Raw genomic sequence first — 12,835 nt, 5'->3', positions numbered from 1 at the left:
GCACTGCTCACGGTCCGTCGAGGAGGCGCATATCACCAGCGCGCCTTCAGCAGGTTCGGCTGAATACCGTTAATCGCATGGGTATTGCTGAACTGCTGCTTAACGCCGGCTTCGAATTCGTCACGGAAATATTTAATCGCGCTCTGCAGCGGCTCAACCGCCCCCGGCGCGTGGGCGCAGAAGGTTTTGCCCGGCCCGAGGAAGCGACACAGCTGCTCCAGCGTCTCGATATCGCCCGGCTGGCCTTCGCCGCGCTCAATGGCGCGCAGGATCTTCACGCTCCACGGCAGGCCGTCGCGGCACGGCGTACACCAGCCGCAGGATTCGCGGGCGAAGAACTCTTCGAGGTTGCGCACCAGCGACACCATGTTGATCTCGTGGTCAACGGCCATCGCCAGCGCGGTGCCGAGGCGGCTGCCCGCTTTACCGATGCTTTCGAACTCCATCGGCAGGTCGAGGTGCGATTCGGTCAGGAAGTCGGTGCCCGCGCCGCCCGGCTGCCAGGCCTTGAACTTCAGGCCATCGCGCATACCGCCGGCGTAATCTTCGAGAATTTCGCGGGCGGTAACGCCAAACGGCAGCTCCCAGACGCCCGGATTTTTCACCCGGCCGGAGAAGCCCATCAGCTTGGTGCCGGCATCTTTGCTCTTCGAGATGTTCTGATACCACTCCACGCCGTTGGCGATGATCGCCGGGACGTTGGACAGCGTTTCAACGTTGTTGACGCAGGTCGGCTTACCCCACACGCCGGAAGTCGCCGGGAACGGCGGCTTGGAGCGCGGGTTAGCGCGGCGGCCTTCGAGGGAGTTAATCAGCGCGGTCTCTTCGCCGCAGATGTAGCGCCCTGCCCCGGTGTGGACGAACAGCTCGAAGTCAAAGCCTGAGCCGAGAATGTTTTTACCCAGCAGGCCTGCTTCGGTGGCTTCGGCAATGGCGCGGCGCAGGTTGTGCGCCGCTTCAATGTATTCGCCGCGCAGGAAGATGTAGCCGCGATAGGCCTTCAGGGCGAAGGCGGCAATCAGCATACCCTCGACCAGCTGGTGCGGCATCTGCTCCATCAGCAGGCGGTCTTTGTAGGTGCCCGGCTCCATTTCATCGGCGTTACACAGCAGGTAGCGGATGTTCATGGATTCGTCTTTCGGCATCAGGCTCCACTTCAGACCCGTGGAAAAGCCCGCGCCGCCGCGCCCTTTCAGGCCGGCATCTTTAACCTGGGTGACGATCTCGTCCGGCGCCATGCCGGTGAGCGCCTTGCGGGCGCCGGCGTAGCCGTTTTTGGCCTGATACTCGTCGAGCCAGACCGGCTGCTTGTCATCGCGCATGCGCCAGGTCAGCGGATGGGTTTCGGCAGTGCGAATGATAGTTTTCATTTGTACTGCTCCAGCAGGTCAGGAATGCCGTCCGGCGTCAGATGACTGTGCGTATCTTCATCAATCATCATGGTCGGTCCCTTGTCGCAGTTGCCGAGGCAGCAGGTCGGCAGCAGCGTAAAGCGGCCGTCGAAGGTGGTCTGGCCTGGCTTGATCTTCAGGTGGCTCTCAATCGCCGACTGAATGCCCTGATAGCCGGTAATGTGGCACACCACGCTGTCGCAGTAGCGAATCACGTGGCGGCCCACCGGCTGGCGGAAGATCTGGCTGTAGAAGGTGGCGACGCCTTCGACATCGCTCGCCGGAATACCCAGCACCTCTGCGATGGCGTAGATAGCGCCGTCCGGTACCCAGCCGCGCTGCTTCTGAACGATTTTGAGCGCTTCAATGGACGCCGCACGCGGGTCTTCGTAGTGGTGCTTTTCGTGCTCTATCGCGTCACGCTCGGCCGCACTCAGCTCAAAAGCCTCGGTTTGTGGTTGTTGATTCTCGTGCATAATTAGCGGTCCACATCTGACATAACAAAATCAATACTACCCAGATAGACGATAAGGTCCGACACCAGGCTGCCGCGAATGGCCGCCGGGATCTGCTGCAGATGCGCAAAGCTCGGAGTACGCACGCGGGTGCGGTAGCTCATCGTGCTGCCGTCGCTGGTCAGGTAGTAGCTGTTGATACCCTTCGTCGCCTCGATCATCTGGAAGGATTCGTTGGCCGGCATCACCGGGCCCCAGGAAACCTGCAGGAAGTGGGTGATCAGGGTTTCGATATGCTGCAGCGTGCGCTCTTTCGGCGGCGGCGTGGTCAGCGGGTGATCCGCCTTGAACGGGCCTTCCGGCATGTTGGCGAGGCACTGCTCAAGAATGCGCAGACTCTGGCGCAGCTCTTCCACTTTCAGCATCACGCGGGTGTAGCAGTCGGACACGCCGCCGCCGGTCGGGATTTCGAAGTCGAAGTTTTCGTAGCCGGAGTATGGCCGCCATTTACGCACGTCGAAGTCGATGCCGGTGGCGCGCAGGCCTGCGCCGGTGGTGCCCCACTCCAGCGCCTCTTTGGCGGTGTAGGCGGCAACGCCCTGGGAGCGGCCTTTCAGGATGGTGTTGCGCAGCGCCGCTTTCTCATATTCGGCGAGACGCTTCGGCATCCAGTCGAGGAATTCGCGCAGCAGACGATCCCAGCCGCGCGGCAGGTCGTGGGCGACGCCGCCGATGCGGAACCAGGCCGGATGCATACGGAAGCCGGTAATGGCTTCGACCAGATCGTAAATCTTCTGGCGGTCGGTAAAGGCAAAGAACACCGGCGTCATCGCGCCGACGTCCTGGATAAAGGTCGAGATGTACAGCAGGTGGCTGTTGATGCGGAACAGTTCGGAAAGCATCACGCGGATGGTGTTCACGCGATCCGGTACGGTGATACCCGCCAGCTTCTCGACCGCCAGGACGTACGGCATTTCGTTGACGCAGCCGCCGAGGTATTCGATACGGTCGGTGTAGGGGATGTAACTGTGCCAGGACTGGCGCTCGCCCATTTTTTCCGCACCGCGGTGGTGGTAGCCGATATCCGGCACGCAGTCGACGATCTCTTCGCCGTCGAGCTGCAGGATAATGCGGAACGCACCGTGCGCGGACGGGTGGTTCGGGCCGAGGTTGAGGAACATGAAGTCCTCATTTTCGCTGCTGCGCTTCATGCCCCACTCTTCCGGCTTGAAGGTCAGGGCTTCCATCTCCAGATCCTGCTTGGCCTTGGTCAGCTCAAACGGATCGAATTCGGTGGCGCGGGCCGGATAGTCTTTACGCAGCGGATGGCCTTCCCAGGTCGGCGGCATCATGATGCGCCTAAGGTTCGGGTGGCCGTTAAAGGTAATGCCAAACATTTCCCAGGTTTCACGCTCGTACCAGTTGGCGTTGGGGAAGAGTTTGGTGAAGGTCGGGACGTTCAGATCGTTTTCAGACAGCGCGACCTTGAGCATGATGTCGCGGTTGCGGTCGATAGAAATCAGATGGTAGAAAACGGAAAAATCCGCAGCGGGTAAACCGTCGCGGTGCGTACGCAGACGCTCGTCCATGCCGTGCAGGTCAAAGAGCATGACGTAGGGCTTGGGTAACTTCTTCAGGAAGTCGCCTACCTCCAGCAGTTGCTCGCGCTTAACCCAGACGACGGGTACCCCGGTGCGGGTCGGCTGAACGGTAAAGGCATCCGGCCCAAAACGGTTGCGCAGTTCGCCAATCACCGGATCATCAAGATGATCGCGGGTCTGCCAGGCGGCGGCTTCGTGCGCGGTTAAATCGGTCATATTGTTCACCATTGCAAAAGGTCCGTGGTGACTGTCGGGCGCCGCTCCGCGCTATTAATTTTGATATGCGAAAGCGTTACATCGCCCACAGGCGCAAAGTTAAATCTCGTCGGGAGTCCGCAGATTAGTCACGGCAATACGTTCGCCGCGCTTACGCTCGCGCTCCGATTGCATATTGGCGCGATAGACGCCCTGGTCGCCAACGACCCAGGAGAGCGGGCGCCGCTCCTTGCCGATGGACTCCTGCAGCAGCATCAGCGCCTGCATATAGGCTTCAGGACGCGGCGGGCAGCCGGGGATATACACATCAACCGGGATGAATTTATCGACGCCCTGAACGACGGAGTAGATGTCGTACATGCCGCCGGAGTTGGCGCAGGCACCCATGGAGATAACCCACTTCGGCTCCAGCATCTGGTCATACAGACGCTGGATAACCGGGGCCATTTTGGTGAAGCAGGTGCCGGCCACTACCATCAGGTCAGCCTGACGCGGCGAGGCGCGCAGTACTTCCGCACCAAAGCGCGCGACGTCATGCACCGCAGTGAATGACGTCACCATCTCAACGTAGCAGCAGGAGAGGCCGAAGTTGTAAGGCCATACTGAGTTTTTACGACCCCAGTTAACCAGGTCATGCAGGGCATGCTCAAGCTTGCCCATGTAGACGCTCTTGTTAACTTCCTGCTCAAGTGGGTCAGTTACGATCTCCTGCTTCTGCAGGGGATAACGGTCGTTCTCACCGTCCGGATCGATGCGGGTGAGCGTGTAATCCATCTTATTGCCTCGCTTTTACTGCGTATGACGATTAGTAATACTGTCGGTTTCCGGGTTGACCAGCGTGCGGCGCGAACGCGCAGGGGTCCAGTCCAGAGCACCGATGCGGACGAGGTAAACCAGGCCTGCCAGTAACACTAAAATGAAAATTGCGGCTTCCGCAAAGCCAACCCAGCCGCTTTCGCGGATTGATGTTGACCATGCGTAGAGATACAGAGCTTCCACGTCAAAGATGACGAAGAACATAGCGACCAGATAGAACTTTGCAGAGAGGCGTAAGCGGGCTGAGCCGACGGAATCGATCCCGGACTCAAACGGCGTGTTTTTGCTTCGCGCGCGCGCGCGACCGCCGAGATACCAACCGCCAACCAGCATCAAACAGCAAAGGCCGATGGCAATGATGAGAAATATAGCGAATGCCCAGTGATGAGCGATGACTTCAGTGGATGTTGACATACGCATTGCTTAACCAAATTAGTAGCGCTAAAGCCCCTGCTCTTGCTGGCAGATGAACGCTACACGTTTCACGGGGAAGAACGAAAAACCACAAAAAAACTGTGTCACAGGAAGACCGTAGACGTCTAAATGATGTGGTTTTTTACTCCTTTCTATAACCTTTTGTCAACTTTAACAAAAGTTTCCTCAAGTTAGTTTACATTGGTCACGGCTCATTAACATTAAATGCCCTTTTTGAGCATCGCGGCGATAAGTTCGCCACGTTCAGAGAAAGTTGAATCGTGTCCGTCTGAGGCTTAATGAGGAATTACCCCTCTATTTTGACAGGAATCTGCAACGATTCCTCCCCCCTGATGGGAGTATTTTCTTGATCTGTGACACGCTTTTGTTAATTCACTCAAAAAAACGGCAACAAACCCGTCGTTTTTTTAACATTAACAGGAAGTTTTAAATTTTGTATCAGAGGTTAGCGTTGCGTGACCAGAATGATGTCAATAAATTGAATTTAATAGATAAAAAAAATACAAATCGCACTTATGGCGATTGTTTGTGCAGAAAAAAAGCCACAGAGCGGAGAATGTTACTCAATGGCTTATTTTTTACACTTACAATTTGTTACCCAAAAACACCGGCTGAATCAGTCAAAATCCTTCTCGCTAAGCGAATTTTCACTGCCGACGTCAGTCGGATAGTTGCCGTACTGCGACCACGGATTCTGGTAGCTCTCTACGGACTGAAAAATCGACTGCACCAGATCGTTGGTGCTCTGCTCATTGCGGCTTAGCAGATATTCAGTATCCGGCAGCGGCGGCAGCCCCTCTTTACTGCCCAGCACCCGCAGTTCGGGACTCATCATCTCGACCGGGCGCGCGGTGATCCCTAACCCGGCTTTTACCGCCGCGCGCACAGCAGAGAGCGTAGAGGCAATATACGTAACGCGCCAGGGGATATTTGCCGCATTCAGCGTGCCGACAATCATATCGCGGAACGGGCTGGGCTCGTCGAGCAGCACCAGCGGCAGCGCTTCCCCGGGGGGCAGGATATAATCAGCCGCGCAGTACCAGAGCGTCGGGGACGTGCGCAGGGTTATGGACTCAAAGTTATCCAGCCGATGCGTCGTCAGGGCCAGATCGACTTCATTCGCCTTGAGCATCTCGCTCATTTCCGCGTGGCGCTTTACCCGCACATCCAGCGCCAGCTTGGGATAGACGGCGCTGATGCGGTTAAGCAGAAAAGGCAAAATAGTGTCGGCAGACTCATCCGAAGAGCCAATCGTGAGCATTCCCTGCAAAGTACTAAACATCAGGGACGAGCAGGCTTCATCATTAAAGCGCAGAATTTTACGCGCGTAGCCGAGCAGTTGAATGCCGTGCTCGGTCAGCAGTTTATTGCGCCCATGACGGGCGAAAAGCTCCTTTTCAACAAGCTGCTCCAGACGCTGCATCTGCTGGCTGACCGCTGACTGAGTGCGGCACACGGCAGCAGCGGCGGCGGCAAAAGTATTCAGATCGGCGACGGCAACAAAAGTCCTGAGCAGATCAAGATCGAGGTTCAGTATCGGACGATTAGCATTATTCATATTTATCACTTACAGGCTGCGTTTGCTGACCTGCCCGGTTGATGCTGTGCTCTAAAAAAATCAGGCAATTACTTTTAAATTATACACGCCGGATAGCTGAAACGGCGGTTCGCCTGAATGAGCGTCATTGCGTTAAAAATGCCCGCCTGTCTTTATCAAACAGGCCCCTGGTTATATTTTTACTTACACATAAGTAACGAATTTATTATTACTGGGACTTTCTTACGAGATTATTCATAAAAAACGGTGAGTTAGTCACGCAGTTGTTTAAGAATCATCAACAATAACGGCAGAGCTTGCCAGTGAAAAACAAATTAGAAATCCATTAAATAACATACCGTTAGATAGCGCCAGCAACGCTTGCTCCCTCTGTGGGCCAGCCGTTCCGTTTGCTTACAGCGCTATCCTACCGTAAACAAGCAATATTTATAAGTGTTACCAGGTGTTATCTTACATAAAATTTTAAATGTTTTAGCTATTTTGGGAATAAATTAAAAAAATGAAAGTATACATTTGCAATTAATGAGCAATGTTGATTAATTCAGTATAATCACATTAACAACGCTTAACATTAAACCTTCATTCGATCGTCGTATAACCCACAATGTCGACGCTATTTGCTCCGGACCTGGGCCAGCCCGCCCTTCGGCAAGAAGAGGCATTCGGCCCTCCGCCCGGCTGCCATAGCCCCGGCCAAACCAGTTAAAAATCTTATTATTAATCGCGAATTGCAGAATAAATAGTTACCTCAAAACCAATAAGCAGGCAATGATCTAATTTTAACCGCACAATAACAGTTAAATAATTCAATGGATTTGCGCGGCTTTAGCAAAATCTTCTCCTGCGAAGCCTTCAAAATGCGCGCGCTGAAGAGTACATTGTCCGGTGCTGACTTCCACGGCAGGGAGCAGTAATACCAGATAAAAGGTCAAGGCTCATGTCCACCATCGAAAAATCCAGCAAATTAGATAACGTCTGTTACGACATCCGCGGTCCGGTACTTAAGGAAGCTAAACGTCTCGAAGAAGAGGGGAACAAGGTTCTTAAGCTCAATATTGGTAACCCCGCGCCGTTTGGTTTTGAGGCCCCGGATGAGATCCTCGTGGATGTGATCCGCAACCTGCCGACGGCCCAGGGATACTGCGACTCCAAAGGCCTTTACTCCGCGCGCAAAGCCATCATGCAGCACTATCAGGCCCGCGATATGCGCGATGTCACTGTGGAGGATATCTACATCGGTAATGGCGTATCGGAACTGATTGTGCAGGCGATGCAGGCCCTGCTCAACAGCGGCGATGAGATGCTGGTCCCGGCGCCGGACTATCCGCTGTGGACAGCCGCGGTCTCGCTCTCAAGCGGTAAAGCGGTGCACTACCTGTGCGACGAGTCCTCCGACTGGTTCCCGGATCTCGACGACATCCGCGCCAAAATCACGCCGCGCACCCGCGGGATCGTGATTATCAATCCGAACAACCCCACCGGCGCGGTCTATTCAAAAGAGCTGCTGCTGGAAATCGTCGAGATCGCCCGCCAGCACAACCTGATTATTTTCGCCGATGAAATCTACGACAAGATCCTCTACGACGAATCCCAGCACCACTCTATCGCCGCCCTGGCGCCGGATCTGCTGACCGTGACCTTCAACGGCCTGTCAAAAACCTACCGCGTGGCGGGCTTCCGCCAGGGCTGGATGGTGCTGAACGGCCCGAAAAAGCATGCCAAAGGCTATATAGAAGGCCTGGAGATGCTGGCCTCCATGCGCCTGTGCGCCAACGTCCCGGCCCAGCACGCTATTCAGACCGCGCTGGGCGGCTACCAGAGCATCAGCGAGTTTATCGCCCCGGGCGGGCGCCTGTACGAACAGCGCAATCGCGCCTGGGAACTGATCAACGACATTCCCGGCGTCAGCTGCGTGAAGCCCAACGGCGCGCTCTATATGTTCCCGAAAATTGACGCGAAGCGCTTCAATATCCACGATGACCAGAAGATGGTGCTCGACTTCCTGTTGCAGGAGAAAGTCCTGCTGGTGCAGGGAACCGCCTTCAACTGGCCGTGGCCGGACCACGTGCGCATCGTTACTCTGCCCCGCCTGGACGACCTTGAGATGTCCATAACCCGGTTTGGCCGCTTCCTCAGCGGCTACCACCAGTAGCATCAACACCGTCAGGCTGCCTCGCGCAGCCTGATTTGCAACTGCCCCGGCTTCGCCGCACAATGAAGCGAGATTTTCCCAACCGCAGGTATCTCATGACTCAAAGCCACTTCTTTGCCCACCTCGCCCGCCTCAAGCTGATTAACCGCTGGCCGCTGATGCGCAACGTGCGCACCGAAAACGTCTCCGAGCACAGCCTGCAGGTGGCGATGGTGGCCCACGCCCTGGCCGCCATTAAGAACCGCAAATTTGGCGGCGCGGTCAACTCCGAGCGCATTGCCCTGCTGGCGATGTATCACGACGCCTCGGAAGTGCTGACCGGCGATCTGCCCACGCCGGTGAAGTACTTCAACTCGCAGATTGCCCAAGAGTATAAGGCCATCGAAAAAATTGCCCAGCGGAAGCTGGTGGAGATGGTGCCGGACGAGCTGCGGGACATTTTCGAGCCACTGATTGATGAACAGCACTACAGCGAAGAGGAGAAGCTGCTGGTGAAGCAGGCCGACGCCCTGTGCGCCTACCTGAAATGCCTGGAAGAGCTCTCCGCCGGCAACAATGAGTTTCTGCTGGCAAAAGGCCGCCTTGAAAAAACGCTGGCGGCCCGCCGCAGCCCGGAGATGGACTATTTTATGCAGATGTTTGTCCCAAGCTTCCAGCTGTCGCTGGATGAAATCAGCCAGGACTCACCGCTGTAATCAGCTCAGGCGGGCGCTCAGGGTTGCCGAGGGCTTCTCATTAAACAGCCGCTGATAATCCTTCGCGAACTGCCCCAGATGCCAGAATCCCCACTGCATGGCCGCATCTTTCACCGTAGTCTGCCGCGAATAGGGGCTTATCAGCTCCCGGCGCACCGCGTTGAGGCGGATGGTTTTCAGGTAGGCGTTGGGCCCGATGCCCAGCACCTGCTGAAACGCGTTCTGCAGGGTCCGGCGGCTGACGTAGAGCACGCTGCACAGATCGAGCACCGTCACCGGCTCGGTGACGTTTTCAAACAGATATTCGCGGGCCCTGGAGATAAGCTTTGCGTAGCTTCCCCGGCTGGCGCGCGGCTCTTCCGCCACGGTGCTGGCATCCTCCAGCACGCCAAGAAACGCGGTCAGCAGGTTGTGACTCATGACCCGATCCACCGCCCGGCTGCGGGCCTGCTCCTGCTTTGAGTGGCGCAGCGCGTAGCCGATATACTGCCAGATAGCCGCTTTCTTATCCGGGTTGATACTGATGGCCGGATTATCCTCCAGCAGGGTCATCATGCGCTCCGGGTTTTGCAGCACCACCGCATGCTGAGTCAGCATCTTGTGGGAGATAACCAGGCCCTGGATGTGGTAGTCGTCCGGGGTGCTGAGCTCGAACTCCTTCCCCCCCGGGCGCACGGCGATTTTCTGCCTGTCGAGCAGGCAATTGCCGATAAAACCGCTGCTCTGACGCATGCCCGGAATGCCAAACCAGAAGGCGTTGGGCCACACCATGCAGGACTGGCGAAGGGAGAGATTGGTGTACTCATGAAAAACCTGCATACCATCGTCAAACAGGGTTTCAGTTAACTCTCCCTGAAAGCGCCCGGGCGACAGCTGATCGTAGAGCTGCTGCCAGGCGGTGATCGCGCAGGCCTGTTCGTAGGCGTCATGGGTGTAGCGCTGGGTAAAATTGTGATCAATCACGACCGGATTGAGGTCGCCGTCGCGCGGCACCTCATCGTTAAGATGATGTAAGTCAGGTATGATTTTTTTCATTTGTTCCATCCCGGTGGCGCAGGGCCGCCTCGGCGCTATCCCGCAGTCAGCTGCCGCCAGAAGTCGGCGTGGGGATTGGCGACCACCATGCTGTAAACCAGCGCTCCCTTGTCTGCGGCAACCTGCGATGCGGCATTTTTTGCCGTCTCGACGTCGGCGACATCGCCGCTCATTACGAAGTAGCATTTACCGCCGATACCATACGCCATGTGCAGGCGGATTAACGTGATAGCGGCGGATTTAACAGCAAAATCAGCCGCCTCGATGCAGGTAGCCACGCTGAATGTTTCAACGACGCCGACGGCGGCGCGCGCGTTGATATCCGTGACCCCGCCGATGGCGGGCAGCACGTCCGGGTGAATATTGCTGAGCAGGAACTCATCCACCACCAGCGAACCGCCCTTCTCCACGCCGCAGCGCAGCGCCTGCTGCGCCGCCGCCACGTCGCCGCCGACCATCACCACGTATTTTCCCGGGCAGATGGTTTTGCCCATCAGCAGCGTCACCTCCGCGCTCTTGAGCATAAAGTCGGTCACTTCCATGCCTTTGGCGATACTGGATAATTCGACCATCGCAATGGCGCTGTGCATAGCTACTCCTTCTCAATCGTAATGGCAGCGCTGTCCACCAGCCGGACGACGCCGCTGATGCTGGCGTGCACCGGGGCCCCGAGCGCGTCGTCCGGGACTGTGGCAATCAGCGCCCCGGCACTCACGCGCTCGCCGACGCTGACCGTCGGCGATGCCGGAACGCCGATGTGCTGGCGCAGCGGGATCGTCACCTGCTGCGGGATATACAGGGTCTCCTGCATCGGTGCCTGGTGCATAAATTCACCGAGGTCAAGGCGGCGCACCAGGCGCTTGATCGGCACCATTCGCTGCTGCGCCATCGGATCCGCCTGCCGCAGTTCACCCTCGTAGCGAATACCCGCCGCCCGCAGCTTCATCTTCAGCATCTGGTTAATACGCATCGGCGAGATCTCAACCGGACAGGACCAGGCTTCGCAGACCCCGCACTCAGAGCAGGTCAGGGCCGCCGCCACCGCCGACGGGGCGGAGATCTGCTCGTAGGCCACCGCCCTGACGATCAGGTGCGGCGGCAGCTCGTGGCCTATCATGTGGCGCGGGCAAAACTCGGTACACATCCCGCACTGTTCGCAGACGGTGCGCGCCTGGTTTATCTCCGTGCGGTCCGAACGCCTGCGCCGCCGGATCAGCAGATGATCGTCGGGGAGCGCCAGCAGGCCGCCGGTGGTTTTGGTGACCGGCTCATCGAGCGAATGTAACAGTTTGCCCATCATCGGGCCGCCGTTGATGAAGGCGGGGTTGCCGACGGTGGCTCCCCCGGCCAGAGCCAGCACCTCGCGCAGCGCGGTGCCGACGGGCACGCAGAGAGTCTGCGGGCGCAGCACGGCGCCGTTGACCGTCAGCACCCGATGGGTCACGGGCTGCTCATGCTCCACCGCGCGGGCAACGTTGATCAGGCTCTGGACATTGCTGACCACCACGCCAACCGACAGCGGCAGCGCGGCGGGCGGCACCCGCCGTCCGGTCGCCAGCCAGATGGTGATCACCTCATCTCCCGCCGGATAAACGTCCGGAAGAATGTGCAGGCGCAGCCCCCCGGGCAGGCGGGCGCGCAGCGCCGCAATGGCCGCCGCGTGCTTGCCTTTGATGGCAATAATCCCCTCCCGCGCCCCGGTGGCCCGCATGCCGTACTGCAGGCCGCGGATCAGCGCGTCAGCCTCGCGCAGGGCCAGCTGCTGATCCACCTGCAGCAGCGGTTCGCACTCCGCCGCGTTGACCAGATAAATCTCGGCCTTCGCCGCCAGCTTGACGTAGGTCGGGAAGCCCGCCCCGCCCGCGCCGACGACGCCGGCCTGACGCACCCGCTGGCCGATAATCTCCGGCGGGCAGTCGCTGAGCGCGGGTATCAGGCTACTCATTGCCGCCCTCCCCGCCCTTCAGCCGGTAGCGGCTGCTGCGCTTGCGCAGTTTCCCCTGCGCGAACAGGCTTTCCAGCGCCGTTCGGCTCGCCTCCACCGGGCAGCCGAAATGGGCCGCCGCTTCGCTGGCGGTGACGCCCTGCCGCGCCTGCGCCGCCACGTAAGCCAGCGTCGCGTCGGCGTCAGGCTGCGGCGCGCGCTCTGCCTGCGGCGCCGACTCCGGAGCCGGCGTTATCTTCACCGGCACGCCGCTGAAGCCGCTGACCAGCCACTCGGTATCGCCGTCGGGACGGCCTATGACTTTATGGCCGATCACCTTCCCGCCGCGCGATACCGCCGCCGCGCCCGCATCCAGCGCGGCGCGGCAGGAGGCCAGATCCCCCTCCACCACGAGGGTGATCATCCCGGGGATCAGCATTTCATAATTAAGGATGCGGACATTGGCCGACTTCAGCATTGCATCCGCGGCCTCAATGCCTGACGCCAGACCGTACACCTCCAGCAAGCCCAACGAATCGATCATGGCCTTTCTCCTG

12 protein-coding genes are annotated in these 12,835 nt (G+C 58.2%); 2 read left to right on the top strand and 10 right to left on the bottom strand.

Annotation, left to right across the window (positions count from 1 at the left end):
- Positions 1–32: 32 nt before the first annotated feature.
- The 6 genes from nuoF to lrhA form a co-directional block, all read right to left on the bottom strand.
- Positions 33–1,370, bottom strand: coding sequence for an NADH-quinone oxidoreductase subunit NuoF (gene nuoF / locus ENGE1_RS00560; protein WP_043082724.1), 1,338 nt, complete (start codon positions 1,368–1,370; stop codon positions 33–35).
- Positions 1,367–1,867, bottom strand: a complete 501-nt coding sequence (gene nuoE, locus ENGE1_RS00555) for an NADH-quinone oxidoreductase subunit NuoE (RefSeq protein ID WP_043082723.1) — start codon at positions 1,865–1,867, stop codon at positions 1,367–1,369. The genes nuoF and nuoE overlap by 4 nt, the downstream gene beginning before the upstream one ends.
- Positions 1,868–1,869: 2 nt before the next feature.
- Positions 1,870–3,675, bottom strand: a complete 1,806-nt coding sequence (nuoC, locus tag ENGE1_RS00550; protein ID WP_086498768.1) for an NADH-quinone oxidoreductase subunit C/D — start codon at positions 3,673–3,675, stop codon at positions 1,870–1,872.
- A gap of 87 nt (positions 3,676–3,762) precedes the next feature.
- On the bottom strand, positions 3,763–4,437 hold the full coding sequence (nuoB, locus tag ENGE1_RS00545; protein WP_043082722.1) for an NADH-quinone oxidoreductase subunit NuoB: 675 nt from the start codon (positions 4,435–4,437) through the stop codon (positions 3,763–3,765).
- 15 nt (positions 4,438–4,452) lie between these two features.
- Positions 4,453–4,899: an NADH-quinone oxidoreductase subunit NuoA gene (gene nuoA, locus ENGE1_RS00540; RefSeq protein WP_043082721.1), complete on the bottom strand. Its 447-nt coding sequence runs from the start codon at positions 4,897–4,899 to the stop codon at positions 4,453–4,455.
- Between the two features lie 631 nt (positions 4,900–5,530).
- Complete coding sequence (gene lrhA, locus ENGE1_RS00535) at positions 5,531–6,472, bottom strand: transcriptional regulator LrhA (protein WP_043082720.1); 942 nt, start codon at positions 6,470–6,472, stop codon at positions 5,531–5,533.
- Positions 6,473–7,409: 937 nt separating this feature from the next.
- Between lrhA and alaA the strand changes: the two genes are divergently transcribed.
- Entirely contained in the window at positions 7,410–8,624 is a 1,215-nt protein-coding gene (gene alaA / locus ENGE1_RS00530) for an alanine transaminase AlaA (protein WP_043082719.1), read from the top strand.
- A 95-nt stretch (positions 8,625–8,719) separates the two neighbouring features.
- Positions 8,720–9,319 carry a 5'-deoxynucleotidase gene (yfbR, locus tag ENGE1_RS00525; RefSeq protein WP_045288569.1) on the top strand — a complete coding sequence of 200 codons (600 nt, stop codon included), beginning with the start codon at positions 8,720–8,722 and terminating at the stop codon, positions 9,317–9,319.
- Here yfbR and eutR read toward each other — a convergent pair whose 3' ends face one another.
- Genes eutR through ENGE1_RS00505 form a run of 4 tightly spaced genes read right to left on the bottom strand, consistent with a single transcriptional unit; the run spans position 9,320 to position 12,822 of the window.
- The gene (eutR, locus tag ENGE1_RS00520; protein ID WP_048254194.1) at positions 9,320–10,354 is read right to left on the bottom strand and encodes an HTH-type transcriptional regulator EutR; all 1,035 of its coding nucleotides are present in this window, start codon (positions 10,352–10,354) and stop codon (positions 9,320–9,322) included.
- A 35-nt stretch (positions 10,355–10,389) separates the two neighbouring features.
- Positions 10,390–10,944, bottom strand: coding sequence for a BMC domain-containing protein (locus ENGE1_RS00515; RefSeq protein ID WP_043082716.1), 555 nt, complete (start codon positions 10,942–10,944; stop codon positions 10,390–10,392).
- Positions 10,945–10,946: 2 nt separating this feature from the next.
- Positions 10,947–12,299, bottom strand: coding sequence for a 4Fe-4S dicluster domain-containing protein (locus ENGE1_RS00510; protein ID WP_048254192.1), 1,353 nt, complete (start codon positions 12,297–12,299; stop codon positions 10,947–10,949).
- Entirely contained in the window at positions 12,292–12,822 is a 531-nt protein-coding gene (locus tag ENGE1_RS00505; protein WP_048254190.1) for a BMC domain-containing protein, read from the bottom strand. The genes ENGE1_RS00510 and ENGE1_RS00505 overlap by 8 nt, the downstream gene beginning before the upstream one ends.
- Between the last annotated feature and the right edge of the window lie 13 nt (positions 12,823–12,835).

It is taken from the genome of Pluralibacter gergoviae ATCC 33028 = NBRC 105706 (genome assembly GCF_001598855.1).
Lineage (GTDB): Bacteria > Pseudomonadota > Gammaproteobacteria > Enterobacterales > Enterobacteriaceae > Pluralibacter > Pluralibacter gergoviae.
This window is presented reverse-complemented; position numbering and strand designations above follow the sequence as displayed.